This is a genomic window from Lactococcus sp. S64 (genome assembly GCF_016516525.1).
Classification (GTDB): Bacteria; Bacillota; Bacilli; order Lactobacillales; family Streptococcaceae; genus Lactococcus; species Lactococcus lactis.
On the sequence record NZ_JACVUQ010000010.1, the window covers coordinates 39,422 to 60,366 of the forward strand.

Here is a 20,945-nt window from a genome sequence, read left to right on the forward strand (position 1 = left end):
GTAAAATTTAAGTCTTAAGTCCGAGAAAAAGTAAGCTTTTTTTTGGTACAATAGATTTATGAATAAAAAATTGAAAGCAATCTTTATTATAGAAATTTTTATTGTATTAGGATTGATTTTTCATGTGATTAGTACACCGCGTATGTGGGTAGTTCTAGCTTTAGCTATTCTCTTTACTATCTTGGCGACTCGTTCGCGTGCGCGTGTGTTACGTATCATCAGTTTCATTTTTTGGGCAATATCGGTAATGATTCTCTTCACAGTTGGATGGTTCTGGTTAGCAATTATCTTCCCTACGATTGCTTGCATCGTTTTTTGGAAAAATAATCCACGAGAAGGAGGAGTAAGAAATTTTTCTTACGAAGATATTTCTCAAGATGAATCTGAGTCAATCATGAATGAAAATCAAAATGATATCATTGATCTTGATGATGTTACTTTTAAACCTTCTGGAAATAGTCTTTCTATTAAAAAAATGACAGGTAATACAAAAATTATTGTTCCTGAGGACGTAGGAGTTTCGCTTGATTTAACAACAAATGCTGGGCTTGTAAAGATTTTCAATGAGGCAGCACAAATTAATGCGGGAAATGTTCGTTATTTTAGTGAAAATTTAGATCAGGCGGAAAAACGAATTAAAATCAATATCCGTGTTGATTCAGGAAATATTGAGGTGATTAGAGGATGAAAAAATCACTTTTCACAACCTTTTTAGCAGTTTTTAGTATCATCCTTATTATGTATCTTCTTCTATTTATAATGATGAATAGTGGTCAACCTTTAGGGGGACTAAATACCGCTAATATTATTAGGGAACTTCGAGATAATTTCTATGGTTTATGGATATTTATATCAGTTGCAGGATTACTTGCGCTGATTTTTACCCTTTTTAATCATATTGAAAATATGGCTATTCAACAAAAATTTCAAGATGATATTAAACTTTTAGAAGAAAATCAACAACCTGAATCTCCTGAATTACAAGCTGTTCATGATAAAATTATGAATATGTCAGCTGAACTCCAAGAATTATCTAAGCAAAAATCTGCTGACAAAGCTGAAATTATTGAATTAGAGCGTAAAAGAATTTCACGTGAACTTCATGATTCTGTCAGTCAAGAACTTTTTGCAGCGACAATGATTTTATCTTCTGTTGCTGGTTCGACACAAAATTTGACTAAAGAACAAATCGAAACACAGACACAATTGGTTTTAAAAGTGCTCCATTCTGCACAAAATGAAATGCGAGCACTCTTACTACATCTTAGACCAGTAGAATTAGATGGTAAGAGTTTAGCAGAAGGGCTGTCAGCACTGACAGACGAGCTCCAAGCGAAAATTTCAGCAAATATTACGGTTAAATTGGCTGACATTGAAGCGACGAGTAATGTTGAGGACAATTTATTTCGAATGGCTCAAGAGATTTTATCGAATACTTTGCGTCATTCGCAAGCCGAGCACATTGAAGTTTCTTTAAGAGAATCACTTGGAAACATTTTCTTGAAAATTGCTGATGATGGAGTTGGTTTTGATGTTTCTACTAGTGATAAGACAGCCAGTTACGGTTTAGCCAATATCAAAGAACGTGCTTTATTAATCGGCGGAGATGCCAAAGTAATCTCGGCACCAGGTGCGGGGACAACTGTTGAAATCATTATCCCTAAAGCGAAGCCGAGCCTTTAAAAATGATGCGTATTTAGAAAGAACAAAATGGAAAAAATTAAACTTTTAATTGTTGATGACCACCAGATGGTGCGACTAGGTTTATCAAGTTTCATGAATATTCAACCCGATATCGAAGTGGTTGGTGAAGCTGCCGATGGCGAGTCAGGATTTTTAAAAACTGAAATGCTTGACCCTGATGTTATTCTCATGGATTTAGTGATGGATCGACTTGATGGAATTGGAGCAACGCAAAAGATTTTAGCCAAAAATCCAGAACGAAAAATTTTAATTCTAACCAGTTTTATTGATGACGAAAAAGTTTTTCCAGCTTTAGCTGCTGGAGCTAAAGGTTATATTCTTAAAACATCACAAGCCGCTGATATTGCATCTGCAATCAGAAAAGTTGCCAATGGAGAAGATGTCCTTTCCGATGCTGTCAAGGAAAAGATTGCTCAACAAAAACATCGAAAACATGAATTATATGATGATTTATCAAAAAGAGAATTAGAAGTATTAAAAGTACTTGCGACGGGACTTTCTAATCAAGAAATTGCTGATGAACTTTTTATCAGTTTAAAAACAGTCAAAACTCATGTTTCTAATATTTTTAATAAGCTTGAAGTGTCAGACCGAACTCAAGCAACAATTTATGCCATTCAACATCACTTAGTTTAAACCTGAGGAAAAACAAGTTAGAAATATGATATAATTAAGTTTGTACAAATAAAATTAAAGTGAAAAAAAGATGGAAAAAATATTAGAAAAAGCCCCAAAAATAAAAATCATTTTTTTTGATATTGATGATACTTTGAGGGTCAAAGATTCAGCTTTCATGCCTGAATCAATTACTGAAGTTTTTTATAAACTTCGTGAAAAAGGAATTATGACAGGAATTGCAACGGGAAGAAATCTTTTCGGAGTTGTTCCAGAAGTTCGGGCATTAAAACCAGATTTCTATGTAGCAATCAATGGTGCCTATGTTGAAAATGCACAAACAGGAGAAGTATTATATAAAAATACTTTTTCGAAGGAATTAATTGAAGAAATTATCACTTGGCTGAAAAATGAACAAAGTGGATATTCTTTTGTAGCTGCGGATAGTTTGAAAATTTCAAAATGGGATAAAATTGCTAGTGATGCAATTGGTCCAGTTTATTCGGAATTGGAAGAAAATCCCAATTATTATAAAACAAATGAAATTTATCAAATGTTGACAATTTCTGACCATGATGACCAATTAGAATTACCAGAAACTTTATCCGATAAAATTCGTTTGGTTCGTTGGCATCCAAACAGTTCAGATATTGTTCCAATGGAAGGTTCTAAAGCAATCGGCTGTCAAAAAGTTTTACAAGAACTTGGTCTGAAAGCTGAGAACATGATGAACTTTGGTGATGGACTTAATGACCGTGAACTCTTTGATTTTGCCGGTCTGTCAGTAGCTATGAAGGTTTCACATCCTGAAATTTTAGAAAAAGCAGATTACATTACTGATTCTGTTGAAAATGATGGAATTCTAAAAGCCTTACAAGCCTTAAAAATTATTGATTAAAGCTATCAGTAAAAACTGTCAGTAAAAATTACTGACAGAAATTTATTAATTTATAAAAAGAAAGGAAGGTATTTTTAGAAATAAAAATACTAACTAAAAAATATGACTTACCCACAACTTGAACTTGAAAACTACAAAGGTACTACAGCAATTATCAATACAAATCATGGAAAAATGACTGTAAAATTATTTGATAGTCTTGCTCCAAAAACCGTAAAAAACTTTATTGAACTTAGCAAAGAGGGGTATTATGATGGAGTAATTTTCCACCGTATCATCAAAGATTTCATGGTTCAAGGAGGAGACCCAACAGGAACTGGTATGGGAGGTTCTTCAATCTACGGAGAAAAATTTGAAGATGAGTTCTCAATGGACCTCTTTAATCTTCGGGGAGCTTTGTCAATGGCCAATGCTGGACCTAATACAAACGGAAGTCAATTTTTCATTGTTCAAAATAAAAACTTGCCTTATCCTAAAGATTCACTTATCCAAGGAGGGTGGCCTGAAGAAGTAGCTGAAACATATACTGGCGGCGGAACTCCTCATCTTGATGGCCGTCACACTGTCTTTGGTCAATTGGTTGATGAAGAAAGCTATAAAGTACTCGATGAAATTGCAGCTGTTCGTGTAGGTGCGCAAGATAAACCAGTCGATGATGTCGTTATTGAATCAGTTGAGATTATCGAGCCATAATATGGAAAAGAAAAGTCCTAAAATCGGTGATATTGTTGAGGTTGAAATTATTGGAATGCAAGATTATGGTGCATTTGTAAAATTTTACCTGGATAATTCATCGAATAAAGAAAAAATTGAACAAAAAGGATTGATTCATATTTCTGAAATTCAATCTGGTTATGTCAAAAGTATTCATGATATTGCTAAAATTGGCCAAAAAGTGATGGCACAAATCATTGATATTGACGAATATAATGGCAAAATTAGCCTGTCAATTCGCAGTCTGGAAAAAAATCCGCAAGTTCACCATATTTACCGAAAAAAACATTTTACTGATTCTCGGGATAAAATTGGCTTTAAAACCCTTGCTAATTATTTGCCAGGTTGGATTGAAGAAAATGAAGCCTACCTTAAAGCCAAAAAAAATGCCCAAAGTGAGGATTTTCTTTGAATGATAACGTATTAAGATATATCAAACGAGTTTTTAATTTAATTACTATTCTAGGCTTTGTTGCGACAATTGTTGGTGGCATTTATTTATGGCGCCTTGGCGCATTTCAAAATCAAGCGGTCTTACAACAATTGATTGTGGCACATCGTTTTTTAGGACCATTAATCTTCCTTTGTATGCAAATTTTGCAAGTCATTGTTCCAATCATACCAGGTGGGATTACAATGGCAGCAGGGGTCATGATTTTTGGACCAGTTTGGGGTTTTGTTTATAATTACTTTGGAATTGTTGCGGGCTCTTTTTTACTTTTTCACTTTGGTAAAAAATATGGTTCTTCATTAGCCAAAACTTTTGTCAAAGAAAAAACATATAATAAATACATGGCTTGGTTGGATAAGGGGCAAAAGCGCTTTAATATTGTTTTCGCGCTCCTCATTTTATCTCCTATTGCCCCAGATGATGCCCTTGTTTTAATAGCAAGTCAAACAAAAATGAGTTGGAAATTCTTCACTTGGAGTATCTTATTATGTAAACCATTGCCAATTCTCCTCTATTCTTATCTTTTGATTTTTGGAGGAGACCTTCTAGGGCACATTTTATAAAATGCTGAAAGTGCTTTCAGTATTTTTTTATTGGAATTTTTGAGAAAGAATGCCCAAATCATCCAAAAAAATTGTATAATAGAATGGATTTATGATTTTAAACAGAAGTCACCTCAATAATAAAATTGTTTTTGTAAATTTGAAGCAAAAGTTAGAACTCAGTGATAGCAAATTGCCCAAATGAATTGCCAAAACAAGATTAAACTGACTGGAGCTAGTTTTGAAAAACAAGAAAGCAAATAGATTTACATTTGATTCACGAATTGATTATGGGCTAATTTTACCAGCCTTTATGTTAATATTGATTGGTCTTTACGCACTTTATGTTGCAGTAAGTCATGACCACCCCACACAAGCAACAACAATGGTTGTTCAACAAGGGACATGGGTTATTGTTGGCCTCTTTGTTGCTTTAATCGTTATGCATATGGACTCAAGGTTTTTATGGAACTTAACACCGTTTTTTTACGTGCTAGGTCTTATATTAATGATTCTACCAATCTTTTTCTATGATAAAGCAACCTATGCTTCAACAGGTGCAAAAAACTGGCTTGCTTTTGGTGGACGTAATCTTTTTCAACCATCAGAGTTTATGAAACTTTCTTATATTTTATTTTCGGCAAGAATTGTAGTTACCTTCCAAAATAATTTAAAGAAAAGAGTGCTCAAAGATGATTTCCGATTAATCGGACTTTTGATACTGGAAACAATGCCAGTAGCTATAATTTCGGTATTTCAAAAAGATTTTGGTACCTTTTTAGTATTTATAGCTATTTTAGCAGGAGTTATTTTAGTTTCGGGTATTTCTTGGAAAATACTTGCGCCAGCTTTTCTTTTCGTAGCAGCAGTAGCTGGAGGAATTGTTGCTCTAGTTGCTTCACCAGAAGGACAAAAATTTCTTGAAAGTACCAGTTTTGCACAGTATCAGGTCAATCGTTTTATCGCATGGTTACATCCTTTTGAATATTCTCAGACTTTCAGTCTTCAACAAGCACGCTCATTGATTTCAGTTGGTGTTGGTGGTCTTTGGGGTAAAGGAATTGGTGTAGCTAATGTCAATGTTCCCGTTCGAGAATCAGATATGATTTTCACTGTCATTGCTGAAGATTTCGGATTTGTTGGATCAGCCTTTTTGATTTTCCTTTACTTTATGCTGATTTATCGAATGATTCGAGTAACTTTCAAATCAAATAATCAGTTTTATACCTATATTTCAACGGGTATTATTATGATGATTCTCTTCCATGTCTTTGAAAATATTGGAGCAGCTATTGGTGTTGTTCCTTTAACAGGTATTCCCTTACCCTTCATTTCTCAAGGGGGATCGGCCTTAATGGCAAATATCATCGGCTTAGGGCTCGTTTTATCAATGAAATATAATCAATTACCAGAATTTGTCAAGGAACAAAGACAAATCCCAGTTAAGGGTGATAGTCGAAAAAATCGTCGAAGAAATAGACGTTAACAATTAATAATAATACAAAAAGTAAAAGTTACTGACAGAAAATTCAGTAGCTTTTTTATTACAATAAATCATTTAAAAGTCTATATATATCAAGGAAGAAAACGCTTTAAATTTTTGTAAATTATTAGAAATAATGATAGAATAAACTCGTGAGAGAAATCTCAAATACTAAATTTAATTGATTGCCTGAAACGACAACCATCCTATATAGAGGAGGCGTTTTTATGCGCGCAGCACGTTTTTACGACCGCGGGGATATCCGCGTTGATGAAATTAATGAACCAATAGTAAAAGCTGGCCAAGTTGGCATTGATGTGGCTTGGTGTGGAATTTGTGGAACAGATCTTCATGAATTTTTAGATGGCCCAATTTTTTGTCCGTCAGCAGAACATCCTAATCCAATTACTGGAGAAGTACCACCAGTCACTCTTGGACATGAAATGTCTGGGGTTGTAAATTTTATAGGTGAAGGAGTAAGCGGACTTAAAGTAGGTGACCATGTCGTTGTCGAACCTTATATCGTTCCCGAAGGGACTGATACAAGTGAAACTGGACATTATAACCTCTCAGAAGGTTCAAACTTTATTGGTTTGGGCGGAAATGGTGGAGGTTTGGCTGAAAAAATTTCTGTTGATGAACGTTGGGTTCACAAAATTCCTGATAACTTACCATTGGATGAAGCTGCTCTAATTGAGCCACTATCAGTCGGCTATCACGCTGTTGAACGAGCAAATTTAAGTGAAAAGAGTACGGTATTAGTTGTTGGTGCTGGACCAATTGGACTTTTAACTGCTGCCGTTGCAAAAGCGCAAGGACATACTGTTATCATCAGTGAACCTAGTGGACTTCGCCGCAAAAAAGCACAAGAAGCACAAGTTGCTGATTATTTCTTCAATCCAATTGAAGATGACATTCAAGCTAAAGTTCATGAAATTAATGAAAAAGGAGTGGACGCAGCCTTTGAATGTACCTCTGTCCAACCGGGCTTTGACGCTTGTCTAGATGCGATTCGTATGGGTGGAACAGTTGTCATTGTTGCAATTTGGGGCAAGCCTGCTAGTGTTGATATGGCAAAATTAGTAATCAAAGAAGCTAACCTTTTAGGAACGATTGCTTATAATAACACTCATCCAAAAACAATTGACCTAGTATCAACAGGTAAAATAAAATTGGACCAATTCATCACAGCTAAAATCGGTTTGGATGATTTGATTGATAAAGGATTTGATACGCTGATTCATCATAATGAAACAGCTGTTAAAATTTTAGTTTCACCCACTGGTAAAGGTCTATAAAATAAATAAATAAATAAAGGAGAAATAAGATGTCTAAAATTGCAGCAGTTACTGGAGCAGGTCAAGGAATCGGTTTTGCAATCGCAAAACGTCTCTATAATGATGGTTTTAAAGTAGCTATTATTGATTACAACGAAGAAACAGCTCAAAAAGCAGCAAAAGAGCTTGGAGAAAACTCATTTGCGGTTAAAGCTGATGTTTCCGACCGTGAACAAGTTATTTCAGCTTTGAATGCTGTTGTCGACAAATTTGGTGATTTAAATGTTGTAGTTAATAATGCTGGAATTGCCCCAACAACACCAATTGAAACAATTACACCTGAACAATTTCATCAGGTCTATAATATTAATGTTGGTGGAGTTTTGTGGGGGACACAAACAGCAACAGCACTTTTTAGAAAATTAGGTCATGGAGGTAAAATTATCAACGCAACCTCACAAGCTGGAGTTGTTGGAAATCCAAATCTAATGCTCTATTCTTCTTCAAAATTTGCTGTTCGTGGGATGACTCAAATTGCTGCTCGTGATTTAGCAGAAGAAGGAATCACAGTTAATGCTTATGCACCAGGGATTGTAAAAACACCAATGATGTTTGATATTGCGCATCAAGTTGGTAAAAATGCTGGTAAAGATGATGAATGGGGAATGCAAACTTTCGCAAAAGATATTGCCATGAAACGTTTATCTGAGCCTGAAGATGTGGCAAATGTTGTTTCATTCTTAGCTGGCCCTGATTCAAACTATATTACTGGTCAAACAATTATTGTTGATGGAGGAATGCAATTCCATTAATCTAAAAATGAACTGTCAAGTTTTTATCTTGACAGTTCATTTTATTTTGTGCTATAATTGTCTTAAATAAATGAACGAGGTAAGGTCTATTGAAAATCTAAGTTTTGAACTTTAAAAATATTCGTAAAAATCGAGTGTTTTTGTTGTCTTCATAACTTAGAGAGAATAGACTTTTATTATGTTTACAGATTGGGCAATTTGTCAGAATTTGTATCTTTTAAAGCTCTTTTCACCTAAGTTGTGAAAAGAGTTTTTTAATTTAAGGAGAAAATAATGAATCAAAAACAAAAAGAAATGCAAGCTAAACTAGAACAAATTAAGAAGAATAAACCGCAATTTGCAGGGAAAAATACTAATGGGATGACAGCAGTAAAAGCAACCAAGCAAAATCAACACGGAGCAAAAATTAATGCTCCAAGAAAAGCGGGAATTTGAGATTTATGAACATTCAGAGGAACTCACTCTGAGTTTTTCTACTCAAATTAGATTTCTTAATTCTCACAAATGAGAGGAGAATTAAATGTCAAATATTGAATTTAAAGACTTAACCTTTGGCTACGGGGATAACCTGATTTTCAATCATGCCCAAATAAATATTGATGACCGTTGGAAATTAGGATTAGTAGGGCGAAATGGCCGTGGAAAATCAACTCTTTTAAACTTACTACAAGGTAAAATAACTACTGACAGCTCGATAATTACTGGCAAAAACTTTGTTTACTTCCCCCAATTACTGACAGAAGAAGATTTTAATGATAAAGATAAATCTAAAAAACAAAATACTGCTGATAAATATTCTGTAGAAAGTCTGTCAGTAAAAATTACTGACAGAAATTCACAATTAACTTATTATGTGCTAAATGAATTAGCCGAATTTGAACAATGGAAATTAGAACGTGAATTATCTTTATTGAAAGTTGATTTAGAAATTCTTTGGCGTCCTTTTGGAAGTTTATCAGGTGGGGAACAAACCAAGTGTCTCTTGGCAATTTTATTTTTAGATGAGGACAATTTTCAACTAATTGATGAACCAACAAATCATTTGGATCTGGAAAGTAGAAAAATAGTTGCTGACTATCTTCAAAAGAAATCAGGATTTATCGTTGTATCACATGACCGAAATTTTCTTGACGAAGTCTGTGACCACACCTTGGCAATTGAACGTCAGCAAATAGTTCTCTATCAGGGAAATTTCTCAACTTATGAACGAGAAAAACAGTTGCGTGATGACTTTGAACTTGCTAAAGACGAAAAATTACGTAAAGATATTTCAAGGCTGAAAAAGACTTCGTTAGAAAAAAGAGATTGGTCTAATCAACGAGAAAATGTTGCCGGAGCAACCTTTGTGGATAAAAAAGTTGCCAAAAAACAGAATCAACGAGCAAAATCAATTGAAAAACGAATGGGACAGGAAGTTGAGAATAAAGAGAAATTACTCAAAAATATCGAAAAAACTGAACCTCTTATCATGAATTTTCAACCTTCACATCATAAAAGACTGATTCAGTTTGAAAATTTTTCTCTTGGATTTACCGAAAAATTACTTTTCCAGCCGATTGATTTTTCTTTGAAAGTGGGAGAGATTGCAGCAATTGTCGGACCAAATGGTCAAGGGAAATCAAGTATTATTAAATATTTATCTGGTGATTTTTCTGGTGAGCACAGTGGATTTCTTCAATTTCCTCAGGGGATAAGGCTATCATTTGTTCGTCAGATTTATGATAATCGTGGTTATCTGAAAGACTTTGCTACCGAATATCAATTAGATTATGAATTATTTTTAGCTAATCTCAGAAAACTGGGGATGGAGCGCAAGCAATTTAGCCAAAAGATAGAAACGATGAGTCAAGGACAACAAAAAAAGGTTGAATTAGCTCGTAGTTTATCGCAAGAAGCAGAGCTTTATCTCTGGGATGAGCCGCTTAATTATCTTGACGTGTTTAATCGTGAACAAATAATTCAACTTCTAGAAACTTATCATCCAACAATTCTTCTGGTCGAACATGATCAAGCTTTTGTTGAAAAAATTTCTAATCAAATTATTAACCTAAAAGATACATAAATTTAAAAAATAAAAGTAGAGTGATTTTACTCTACTTTTTTAGAATACTTTCATATAATAGAAAATATGAATAAAGCAAAGCGCACAATTTTGTTTTTATTTAAAAAAATGTATACTTTAGATACCCAACCAGCATTGACAAAAAATATTAATCTTAAATTGTTTGAAAGCCCGATAAATTAGGAATAGTAATAGGAGAAGAGTAGTTCATCATTTAATAGTTATAAGCTAATTATTACTATCATTTCTTTGATTAATATCATCTATTTTTATATCAAGCTTTTTAGATAAACATTGACATTATTTATGCGTTATAAATAAAATTTATCAACACCAAGGGATTTGACTATAACGATAAAAGAAGTTTATAGTAATAAAGTAATAACATTAATTATAATTTTTATGGAGGTTGTACGATGCGTGCACATGAAATTTTAAACAATCCTTTTTTAAATAAAGGAACAGCTTTTACTATGAAAGAACGTCAAGAATTGGGGTTGATTGGTCTTCTTCCACCAACTGTTCAAACAATTGAAGAACAAGCTGAACAAACTTACGAACAATATTTGACAAAACCATCTGATTTAGAAAAACGTCATTTCTTGATGGAAATTTTTAATACAAACCGTACTTTGTTTTACTACTTATTTAACAAACATATTGTAGAATTTAATCCAGTTGTTTATGATCCAACAATTGCTGATACAATTGAAAACTACAGTCATTTGTTCGTAGATCCACAATATGCTGCTTATCTTGATATTAACCACCCTGAAAACATTACTGAAACATTAAAAAATGCTGCAGGTGACAGAGAAATTCGTCTTATTGTTGTAACTGATGCTGAAGGAATCCTTGGTATCGGAGACTGGGGAACTCAAGGTGTTGATATCTCAGTTGGTAAATTAATGATTTATACAGCCGCAGCAGGTATTGATCCAGCGTCTGTACTTCCAGTTGTTATTGATGCAGGAACAAATAGAAAAGAACTTTTAGAAGATCATTTGTATCTTGGAAACCATCAAGAACGTATTTACGGTGACCAATACTACAGTTTCGTCGATCAATTTGTAGAAACTGCAGAATCAATTTTCCCTAAATTGTACCTTCACTGGGAAGATTTCGGACGTTCAAATGCTGCAACAATTTTAAATAACTACAAAACAAAAATCCCAACATTTAATGATGACATTCAAGGAACTGGTATTGTTGTTTTAGGTGGTATTTTCGGATCACTTGACATTACAGGTGAAAAATTAACTGATCAAGTATACCTTTGCTATGGTGGTGGTTCAGCCGGTGCAGGGATTGCTGGTCGTGTTCATGCTGAAATGGTTAGTGAAGGTCTTTCTGAAGAAGAAGCTTACAAGTATTTCTTCATGATTGATCAACAAGGTTTACTTTTTGATGATATGGAAGACCTTACACCAGCTCAAAAACCATTTGCTAAAAAACGTGCTGATTATAAAGATGCTGGAGATATGACTGACCTTCTTAACGTTATTAAGACAGTAAAACCAACTATTTTAGTAGGAACTTCAACTAATCCAGGTGCCTTTACAAAAGAAGTTGTTGAAGCAATGTGTGCTAATACAGAACGCCCAGTAATCTTCCCTATCTCAAATCCAACTAAAAAAATGGAAGCTACAGCTGAACAAGTTATTGAGTGGTCTGATGGAAAAGCTTTTGTCGCTACTGGTGTTCCTTCAGGAACAATCAACTACAAAGGTGTTGATTATCAAATTGGTCAAGCAAATAACTCACTTATCTACCCAGGTTTGGGCTTAGGAATGTTGGCATCTGAAGCAAAACTTTTGACAGATGAAATGATCGGTGCAGCTGCACATTCATTGAGCGGTTTAGTAGATCCAGGTAAACCAGGTGCTCCTGTTCTTCCTCCATTTGAATTTGTTGCTGATGTATCAATTAAAGTTGCAGAAGCAGTTGCTAAGAAAGCTCAAGAACAAGGTCTTACTGAATCTAAAGAAACTGATATGGCTAAAGCAGTTCGTGATCTTAAATGGTATCCAGAGTACTAAGGGGAATATCTTAAATGAAAAAACTTAAAGAAACGAAAATATCGGGAATTAGTCTTCCCTTATATGCCTTTTTCGTAGCTGTCATCATAGTTGTAACACTATTAGGAAAACTTCCACTTGATATGGTAGGGTTAACTCTCCTACTTGTAACATTAGGTCACCTATTATACTTCATAGGAGAAAAACTCCCTATTATGAATTCATACTTAGGTGGGGGATCTGTTTTCACTTTAATTGGTGCTACTCTATTATCTTTCTTCCACATTGTTCCTTCAAATGTTATTGGAGCAGTTTCCAATTTTATGGGAGGGAAATTTGGATTTCTTGATTTTTATATAGCTGCACTTATCTGTGGATCTATTTTAGGAATGAACAGAAATCTTTTGGTTAAAGCTTCCAAGAAATTTATTCCGATTGCTTTAATCACTATGGTTATTGGTTTCTTCTCAGTAGGTCTTGTAGGAATGCTTATTGGTAATGGATTTGCTGATTCTGTAATGTATGTTTCTATGCCAATGATGTCAGGTGGTATGGGAGCCGGAATTACTCCACTCTCTCAAATCTATGCAGCCGGATTGGCTCATGGAAACCAAGCAGCTATCTTCTCTCAACTTGCCCCAGCAGTTACTTTTGGTAATATTCTTGCGATTATTGGTGCCTTATCTATCGCTAAAGTATTCAACAAATCTAAATATAATGGACATGGGACTCTTGTTGCAGCAACTAAAGAAGAGTTGGCTAAACCTAAAATAAAATTAGATGCTCAACAAATCGGAACAGGAATGCTCTTTGCCTTTGCTCTTTTGATGGCTGGTGACATCTTGAACAAATTCTTCCCTAATATTCATCAATATGCATTTATGATTATTATTGTATTTATCTTGAAAGCAACAAATACTGTTCCTAAAGATTTAGAAGAATCTGTTGTAATGTTTAACCAAGTGATTATGACAAACCTTACTCATGCTGTTTTGGCAGGTATTGGTCTTGCTTTGATTGACTTGAATACTCTTGCTTCAGCATTTACATGGCAATTTGTTGTACTTTGCTTGACAAGTGTTGTTGTAATGGGACTTGCTAGCTGGTTCTTGGCTCGCCTCTTTGGACTTTATCCAGTCGAAACTGCCATTGGTGCAGGGATGATCAATAATTCTATGGGTGGAACAGGTAACATTGCTGTGTTGTCTGCATCAGATAGAATGGAAATGATTGCTTTTGCACAGATGGCTAATAGACTCTGTGGTGCAATTGTCCTTATCTTCGGTGGAATTCTTATCCGATTCTTTTATTAAAATAACCAAAAAAACATTTTATATAAAATGTTTTTTTTTTTACAAAATTAACTGATTAAGGAAATAAAATAGTTGGGACTATACCGCCTCTCGCATGAAGTAGTTCAAGTAAATATAAAATTTTGGAGCCATATTGATAGTAAAATAATGTAAAGATTTAACAAATTTTCTGCAAATCTTTAAGATACCACTCCTTGTTTGATAAAATATTAAGCTATTCTTTTAACTCCATTATGTCTTAAACTCACTAATAATCGAGAACGTAATATATAAAAATATAATGATGATTGAACCCTAATGAACCCTCTTGATGTATGGTATAATATAAAAATGAATGTAAAAAAACAAATTTTTAAAGGCACACTTTATGCAGTAGTTGCCGGCTGTATGTGGGGAATTTCTGGCATTTTTGGTCAGCTTTTTTTCCGTGATTATCATGGTAGCCCGCTTTGGATTACATCAACACGTTTAACGATTGCTGGTATTATTTTATTGGCCATGTCTTTTTCGCGAGACCATAAGCGTTTTTTTGATGTCTGGAAATCAAAAAAGAATATGCCAACCCTCTTTTTGTATGTTTTTGGTGGGGTATTTTCTGTTCAATATTTTTATTATGTGGCCATTCAACTTTCAAATAGTGCTACAGCGACAATTTTACAATATACAGCACCCGTTTTTATTATGCTTTATTTACTCATTTTTCAACGCCAAGTACCAAAACCCAAATCGGTCTTATTCGTCATTTTAGCAATGATAGGTGTTTTTTTGTTGATTACGGACGGAAATATCAAACATTTATCAATCAGTCCCCTAGCCCTTGTAACAGGACTTCTCGCTGGTGTAGCTGTTGTTATTTACTCAATCATCCCTCGGCCATTATTAGATAAATATGGCGCACTCAATATGACCGGGTGGGGAATGATGCTTGCGGGGATTGCCTGTAATATCTTCTATCCAGTTTGGCGTATTGATTTTCGAATTGAACCCTTGTCAATTTTTTATGTTTTAACAATCTCTATTGTTGGAACAGCACTGGCTTTTTTGTTGCTTTTAAGGGCCTTTCAATTGATTTCACCGCTTGTTGTTTCTGTTGCAACAGCTACTGAACCATTGACTTCTGTTTTTTTAAGTATTCCATTATTTGGCTTGAAGTTAACCCCACTCGAATTACTAGGGATTGTTATGGTCATCGTGTCTGTTATTCTTCTATCGAAATCAGAACAAGCTTAAAAGAAACCTAGGGGTTTCTTTTTTTAAAACTGTTTTATTAGAAAATTCTGATATAATATTTTTATTAGGAGAGAATTTTTATGGAAGAGTATTATTTACCATTGGAAATAAGAACTGACACTTGGACATTAGGAGGGTTATGGTCACTTTGTCTATTTTTACCTTCTATTGAGTATTTTTTGGTTTGGCAATCAATAGATTTCAATGTGCACCAATTTGTTTTATTGAGTCTGGTTATTGGAATACTATTTATTTATCTTTTGTTTTTTTTATTAAATCATTCACGTCGCAAATTAGCTGTCATTGATCAAGAAGGAATTTTATTACGATTATTATTTCGTAATGTTAAGATTGAATGGAGAAATATTCGGGGAATCTATGTTCGGTCAAATACCTTGTATATTTGCGAACAAAATTCTTTTGATTCTATTCATATTGAAAAAAAAGCTTGGTACAAACGTTTAAAATTTTATCAAAATTATTTTGAACCAGGTCACAATTTAAATATTAAATTGACGATTCACGGTTCTATAATTTCAATGGATATAAATGAGCTTTCTATTATTTGTGAAGAAGTATGGTTTAAAAAAAGTGGCTTTGAACAAGATGACCTTTTTACAGAAAACCCTTTTGAAAAAATCGATAGATCTGTTCGAGCAAAAAAAGTGAATCCATGGAAAAAAGTTGTAATTTATATTGGGATTTTTGTATTCACCTTAGGAGGGTGGATATTCAAAGATAAAATTAAAGATACTTATAGCTTAGTAGATTCACAAGTTTACTATGTTTTAGATTCAAAAACAAATAAAGTAGAATTTGCATTTGAAACATATGGGACCAAAAATAATCAAAAAGCAATTGTTGTGACTGATAGAGTAATGCATGAATCTAGCATTTACTCTAAAGATGATTTTAAGGATATTGAGAATAGATATTATGATCATCAATTATTAGCAGGAGAAGGTTATGCAATTGTAGATGGTAAACATCCAACTTGGTGGAAACAAACCTTTGATTTCAGTAGATATGTTAAGAAAAATCAACTTCAAAAAATTACATTAACGAGTATAAAAAAACCACTTTTAAAGAATTATTTAACAGCACAGATGGAACTAACTCAGAATCAATTTAAAGGTAAAAAATTTCCAGTTAAAATTTTGAAAGCAAACTAAAAATATCCATTTCTGACAAAATGTTAGCTACTAAAGTGTGTTATAATATTAACATGTGAGAATGAAAACTCTCAACCCTTTGTTTATAAGGGGTGAGAGTACTAGTAGGGGTTTTTAACTACGCTTTTCATTACGTTTTTAAAAAAATCATAATACTCTTAGAATCCTTTCATACTTTTCTGCATCATAATGCAAAAAAATTATGAACAGGAAGAGGAGATGACAACGAAGGTATTTTAGAACAACGTTTTCGTGAGAATAGTAAAGTCACATTACAAACAGAAAGTGGGAAGAGATTTTCAGGAAATATTATTTTAATCAATCAAAAATATTTTGAAAATCAGCATATTTTTAGCTTTATGTTATTAGAAAAAGAGTGGCTGACCTTCAGTGAAAATAATATTTCATTTAAAATACCCAAAGAAATTTTAGATTATTTTAGAAAAAATTATGGAGAGTATTTTTCTGTTTTTTGTGTAGAAGATTTGTTAAAGTCTTTGAATAATATCAAATTAAAAAATGGATGTTTAGGATATTTTTCGCATTTTAAAGTTGAATACGTTGATGAATACTATTTAACATCAAGTGAACGGTTTAGGAAAATATCAAATAAAGTTGACCGAGTAACTGAATTAGATAATAATGACTTTGACAAAGGCTTTCCAATACTTATAGATATTCTGAAAGAATATATGGGTGTGAAATTATGCTATGGAACATGAAATTAGAATTGTACTTGGAGATGATTCAGGCTCTTCAAGTATTATTACATTAAAAAATTTTAAGCTAAATAAGATTGCAAATTTTAAGACTGATTATAATACATTCTGAGAAATAAAATGTTCTATGATATAGTTTTAAAATCAAAAATATTTACTGAAGAAGAACACAAAAGGTTTGTTTCTGAAAAACTCCAATTTTTCAAAGAGTAATAAAATAGAGGATACTTTTCAACAAATCATATCAGAAATAAAAGAAGTATCTGCGTCTTTTGATTCCTCAGGTACTTTTTCATATCTTGATTTAAAATTAGGAAACCAGAGTATGCTTTATTGTTAAGGTAACTTATATAGATAAAATGCAATTTGATAAAGCAAACTCATAAATGAAGAATTATTTGTAAAAGGAATAACCTATTGACATTCAAATGAAAAATAAGTAAAATAAGCTTATCAAATAAAAAGGAAAATGCAAAATGTCACAAATCTCTGTCACACCCGAAGAACTCAAAAGCCAGTCTCAAGTATATCTTCAGTCAAAAGATCAAATTGAACAAGCGATTCAACGTGTTAATTCTATGAATAGCACAATCGCTGAAGAATGGAAAGGTCAAGCTTTCCAAGCTTATTTGGAGCAATACAATCAATTGGAACAAAACGTTTGTAAGTTTGAAGAATTGCTTGAAAGCATTAATCAACAATTGAACAAATATGCGGATACAGTAGCCGAACGTGACGCACAAGACGCTCAAAGCTTTGGGTTCTAAAGGGAAGTAGCCTAGAGGGCTACTTTTATTTTTGTAAGAAAGGAGAGATAGATGTCAGGAAAAGTAAGTTCAGATTTGGGTTCAGCCCAAGCAGCCGTCTCACAGTTTAATAAAGGCCAAGCTTCTAGTCAACAGTTTTCACTTGGAGAGAGTAATATTACAGGCATGAAAAGTGCGGTTAAGCTCTCTAATTCAATCATTGGAGATTTAACTCAATTGGAAACAAGCGTAAAAAAACAGGTGGATAAATTTCCAAAGTTATCTGAAGTGATTGAAGCACGAGATAAACAAGATGCGGTAGATTTAAGTGGAATGAATTGGGGGTTCTAATGCAGAGAGATAAAAATGCGGACAAACGTTTAGAATATAACCGCAAGATTGCCTTAAAAGAGCAAGAAACTGACGAACTCTATCTTGAAGAACGGCAAGCTAAAAAACAAATTGAGAGCTTTGAAACTGTGATTATGCAAGGTTTTAGAAAACTTCAAGAAATTGATGATAATATCAATAAAAGAGGAACGCTTGCATGGAATTATGATGAAACGTTTCAAAAACAGAAATATCTGTCTAATGTGATTCGACAACAGCAAGATGAATTGGAAAATTCTTATCGAAGCGCTCGATATCAAGTTGAAAATGAACGTGAACAACTTCAAAGAGAAAGGGATACCTTAGCATGGGATTAATTTATCATCCAACGGAGTCACAAGGCCTTGTTTCTGCACTTAATGCCAATATCGCTACTGCACAAGAAATGATTGACAAGCTCAATCAAGCCAGTCAACATCTTATTGAAGCATTAAACGGAAAAGAACTATCAGGTGCAGCTTATACCGCAGGAAAAGGCATGTTTTCAGAATTAATTCTTCCAACGATTTCTAAGGCTTCAGAAGCACTTGAAAAGGTAAAATCAGATGGTAAGCAGTATGAAGGTTTTGCGTCAAGTGCAGGTTCGGAAATTTTAGATGAAGATAAACTCAATGAGCAACTCGAAACTTTACGTACTCAACAATCTGCTTTATCTTCACAAATCAGTTTCTATAATCAGCAAGCCGCTATACATCCAGAAAATAGTGAATTGAATACCAGTTATGGTGATTTCAGTACTCAGCTTTCTTCGTATATGGGAACGAATGCCCATGATATTCAAAAAGTGCAAGAAAAACTTCAGAAATTACATGAATTTAATACTCATGTGAGTACACTTTTCACTGCTTCAGCAAATGATTTTAAAACGGCTATGGATATGGTTTTTGCATTTGGATTGGCAGAGTTTGATAAAACTGGTAATTTTATTCTTAAAGTAGCAAATAGTAAAGATATGAAACGTTTAGAGCATTTGGCAGGGGAGTTGGGAAATAAAGTCTCTGATAAGAAAGAATGGTTTAATGAATCTTTATCACAATTTTTAGATAGTGTTGCTGATAAGGTAATAAAAGAAGGTAAAAATATAGGACGTTCTTGGGGTGCGAAATTACAACCACATGGAACGGGAGGGATTGGTTTTGTAAAAGATAATTTTGCACCAAGAAGATGGTTAAGTGGTAAACTCAAAGGAGTGTCTAATCCAGTTAGCAAGGTCATTGGTACTGGTGCAAAATGGGGCAGTAAGCTCTTAGTAGGTCTAGGAGCGGTAGAAAATTATAATGAATATAATGCAGAATATCATAATGGGGGACGTGCTATGGTTTATAGTGGGGTTTCCACGGCCGCAAGTTATTGGGCAGGGGGGATTGGTGCTTCTGTTGGGACAGCTGCTGCAGGATTTGCTGTGAGTTCTGGAATGATTGCTGGTGGTACTGCCCTAGCTGCAGTTGCTACAGTTGCTTTACCAGTTGCAGGAGCAATTGTTGTTGGTGCTGCTGCAGGTATGGCTGTTAAAGCGTTATATGATAACGTGAAACCTGTGAGAGATGTTATTAATGGAGCAGGAGATTTTCTTAACGATGCTGGAAATAATATAAAAAATACTGCTAAGGAAGTCGGTAAAGCATTAAACAATCCTCTGAAATCTCTCAAAGGTGCTTTTGGATGGTAGTAGAAAATAAATATAGAAAATACCGTATTGAAGATTTAAAACGAATCAATAGTCGTTATTACCAGATTGAAATGCATGGGAAAACGTATGTGATAGATTATTTTGACGGGTTTGATTTCAGAAATTATTTTCCGTTCAAAATCTTTTATCAAGGAAGGGAAAAAAGATGGAAAATATATGAAGTGGCTGACGATAGAAAGTATGGAGCAAAACGAATGCCATGGATTGGAAAATTTCCTGGAGTATTTGAAATCTTAGGATTATATCCTATATGTGTCTTGGTTGTTGGTTCATTTTTTAGGGATAAAAGATTTTTAGAAGGAGTGGCACTATCCATAATAATATTTTCATTTATTTTTATTTTCTTAAGATATATAAAGAGAAAAGAAGAACTTGATATAAGCGAAAGTGCCAGTTTCATTTTAATGCCTGTAGAAAATCAAAAAGTTGTTAATACTAGATTCATTAGGTTAAAACAAATATTAGTTGTATTATTATTTATCTTTCTATTTGTTATCTCATTGAGGGAGGTTTCTTATGTTTTATTCTTCCCAGCAATTGCGGTGGCAGTTGGAAATATGTGGAACAATAAAATATATGTTCCTGATGAAACAATTAAATATCAAATTATAGAAAAAGAGGAAAATTGAATGTTACCAATTGGAAGTATTATTTATTTATCAGAGGGAAATCAAAAAATAATGATTTTGAATCGAGGACCTATAGTAGAACAAAATGAAGAAAAAGTTTTATTTGACTATACAGGTGCTATTTATCCTAACGGATTAGACCCTGAACAAGTGTATTACTTTAATGATGAAGATATCGATGAAGTAGTGTTTGAAGGATATAAAGATGGAGAAGAAAAAAGATTTATTGAACTATATAGCAAATGGAGAGAAAAAAATTCTAATTTGAAAAAAGGAAATTCTAATTTAAAATAATAACTAATTGTGTTTATTGCCAAGTAATTTTAATGTTTTAAAAATAAAAAGCTCGAAAAGTGCTTTTTTCTAAACGTTCGAAGAGCGTTTCTTCTTATCTTGATTTTCTACGAATATTAGCACTGCTTAAACCAGAATCAAGTGTTTGAGAACAGTCGAGGATTATACAAAAAAACCGAAGAAATG

23 protein-coding genes are annotated in these 20,945 nt (G+C 33.5%); all 23 read left to right on the forward strand.

Annotation, left to right across the window (positions count from 1 at the left end):
• The first annotated feature begins 58 nt into the window (after window positions 1-58).
• The 23 genes from liaF (at window position 59) to IAE51_RS10325 (ending at window position 20,759) form a co-directional block, all read left to right on the forward strand.
• Window positions 59-688, forward strand: coding sequence for a cell wall-active antibiotics response protein LiaF (liaF, locus tag IAE51_RS10215; protein WP_012897539.1), 630 nt, complete (start codon window positions 59-61; stop codon window positions 686-688).
• Window positions 685-1,683 (forward strand): sensor histidine kinase, encoded by a 999-nt coding sequence (locus tag IAE51_RS10220; RefSeq protein WP_012897540.1) that lies wholly within the window; start codon window positions 685-687, stop codon window positions 1,681-1,683. The genes liaF and IAE51_RS10220 overlap by 4 nt, the downstream gene beginning before the upstream one ends.
• A gap of 27 nt (window positions 1,684-1,710) precedes the next feature.
• On the forward strand, window positions 1,711-2,340 hold the full coding sequence (locus IAE51_RS10225) for a response regulator transcription factor (protein WP_003131402.1): 630 nt from the start codon (window positions 1,711-1,713) through the stop codon (window positions 2,338-2,340).
• A gap of 70 nt (window positions 2,341-2,410) precedes the next feature.
• The gene (locus IAE51_RS10230; RefSeq protein WP_058204557.1) at window positions 2,411-3,217 is read left to right on the forward strand and encodes a Cof-type HAD-IIB family hydrolase; all 807 of its coding nucleotides are present in this window, start codon (window positions 2,411-2,413) and stop codon (window positions 3,215-3,217) included.
• A gap of 102 nt (window positions 3,218-3,319) precedes the next feature.
• A complete protein-coding gene (locus IAE51_RS10235) occupies window positions 3,320-3,910 on the forward strand; it encodes a peptidylprolyl isomerase (protein WP_012897543.1) in 591 nt (196 codons plus the stop codon).
• Between the two features lies 1 nt (window position 3,911).
• Window positions 3,912-4,343, forward strand: coding sequence for a CvfD/Ygs/GSP13 family RNA-binding post-transcriptional regulator (locus IAE51_RS10240; protein WP_003131405.1), 432 nt, complete (start codon window positions 3,912-3,914; stop codon window positions 4,341-4,343).
• Window positions 4,340-4,945 (forward strand): TVP38/TMEM64 family protein, encoded by a 606-nt coding sequence (locus IAE51_RS10245; protein WP_003131406.1) that lies wholly within the window; start codon window positions 4,340-4,342, stop codon window positions 4,943-4,945. Before IAE51_RS10240 ends, IAE51_RS10245 begins: the two co-directional genes overlap by 4 nt.
• A 220-nt stretch (window positions 4,946-5,165) precedes the next feature.
• Entirely contained in the window at window positions 5,166-6,410 is a 1,245-nt protein-coding gene (locus IAE51_RS10250) for an FtsW/RodA/SpoVE family cell cycle protein (RefSeq protein ID WP_200095325.1), read from the forward strand.
• Between the two features lie 224 nt (window positions 6,411-6,634).
• Window positions 6,635-7,705 (forward strand): 2,3-butanediol dehydrogenase, encoded by a 1,071-nt coding sequence (locus tag IAE51_RS10255; protein WP_017864389.1) that lies wholly within the window; start codon window positions 6,635-6,637, stop codon window positions 7,703-7,705.
• A 29-nt stretch (window positions 7,706-7,734) separates the two neighbouring features.
• Window positions 7,735-8,496 (forward strand): (S)-acetoin forming diacetyl reductase, encoded by a 762-nt coding sequence (locus IAE51_RS10260; protein ID WP_012897548.1) that lies wholly within the window; start codon window positions 7,735-7,737, stop codon window positions 8,494-8,496.
• Between the two features lie 273 nt (window positions 8,497-8,769).
• Window positions 8,770-8,931, forward strand: coding sequence for a hypothetical protein (locus IAE51_RS10265; protein ID WP_003131412.1), 162 nt, complete (start codon window positions 8,770-8,772; stop codon window positions 8,929-8,931).
• Window positions 8,932-9,016: 85 nt separating this feature from the next.
• Complete coding sequence (gene abc-f, locus IAE51_RS10270) at window positions 9,017-10,558, forward strand: ribosomal protection-like ABC-F family protein (protein WP_200095327.1); 1,542 nt, start codon at window positions 9,017-9,019, stop codon at window positions 10,556-10,558.
• Between the two features lie 416 nt (window positions 10,559-10,974).
• The gene (locus tag IAE51_RS10275) at window positions 10,975-12,597 is read left to right on the forward strand and encodes a malolactic enzyme (RefSeq protein ID WP_200095328.1); all 1,623 of its coding nucleotides are present in this window, start codon (window positions 10,975-10,977) and stop codon (window positions 12,595-12,597) included.
• Between the two features lie 14 nt (window positions 12,598-12,611).
• Window positions 12,612-13,889, forward strand: a complete 1,278-nt coding sequence (locus IAE51_RS10280; RefSeq protein WP_003131417.1) for a citrate:cation symporter — start codon at window positions 12,612-12,614, stop codon at window positions 13,887-13,889.
• A 330-nt stretch (window positions 13,890-14,219) separates the two neighbouring features.
• On the forward strand, window positions 14,220-15,119 hold the full coding sequence (locus IAE51_RS10285; RefSeq protein WP_003131418.1) for a DMT family transporter: 900 nt from the start codon (window positions 14,220-14,222) through the stop codon (window positions 15,117-15,119).
• A gap of 80 nt (window positions 15,120-15,199) precedes the next feature.
• Window positions 15,200-16,291 (forward strand): hypothetical protein, encoded by a 1,092-nt coding sequence (locus IAE51_RS10290; protein ID WP_200095329.1) that lies wholly within the window; start codon window positions 15,200-15,202, stop codon window positions 16,289-16,291.
• Window positions 16,292-16,650: 359 nt separating this feature from the next.
• The gene (locus IAE51_RS10295; protein WP_200095330.1) at window positions 16,651-17,013 is read left to right on the forward strand and encodes a hypothetical protein; all 363 of its coding nucleotides are present in this window, start codon (window positions 16,651-16,653) and stop codon (window positions 17,011-17,013) included.
• A 473-nt stretch (window positions 17,014-17,486) separates the two neighbouring features.
• Window positions 17,487-17,777: a WXG100 family type VII secretion target gene (locus tag IAE51_RS10300; RefSeq protein WP_200095331.1), complete on the forward strand. Its 291-nt coding sequence runs from the start codon at window positions 17,487-17,489 to the stop codon at window positions 17,775-17,777.
• Window positions 17,778-17,828: 51 nt separating this feature from the next.
• A complete protein-coding gene (locus IAE51_RS10305) occupies window positions 17,829-18,107 on the forward strand; it encodes a hypothetical protein (protein ID WP_200095332.1) in 279 nt (92 codons plus the stop codon).
• Window positions 18,107-18,463 (forward strand): hypothetical protein, encoded by a 357-nt coding sequence (locus tag IAE51_RS10310; protein ID WP_200095333.1) that lies wholly within the window; start codon window positions 18,107-18,109, stop codon window positions 18,461-18,463. The genes IAE51_RS10305 and IAE51_RS10310 overlap by 1 nt, the downstream gene beginning before the upstream one ends.
• Window positions 18,454-19,815 carry a hypothetical protein gene (locus IAE51_RS10315; RefSeq protein WP_200095335.1) on the forward strand — a complete coding sequence of 454 codons (1,362 nt, stop codon included), beginning with the start codon at window positions 18,454-18,456 and terminating at the stop codon, window positions 19,813-19,815. The genes IAE51_RS10310 and IAE51_RS10315 overlap by 10 nt, the downstream gene beginning before the upstream one ends.
• Window positions 19,809-20,465 carry a hypothetical protein gene (locus IAE51_RS10320; RefSeq protein ID WP_200095337.1) on the forward strand — a complete coding sequence of 219 codons (657 nt, stop codon included), beginning with the start codon at window positions 19,809-19,811 and terminating at the stop codon, window positions 20,463-20,465. The genes IAE51_RS10315 and IAE51_RS10320 overlap by 7 nt, the downstream gene beginning before the upstream one ends.
• Window positions 20,466-20,759: a DUF4176 domain-containing protein gene (locus tag IAE51_RS10325; protein WP_200095339.1), complete on the forward strand. Its 294-nt coding sequence runs from the start codon at window positions 20,466-20,468 to the stop codon at window positions 20,757-20,759.
• Window positions 20,760-20,945: the final 186 nt, after the last annotated feature.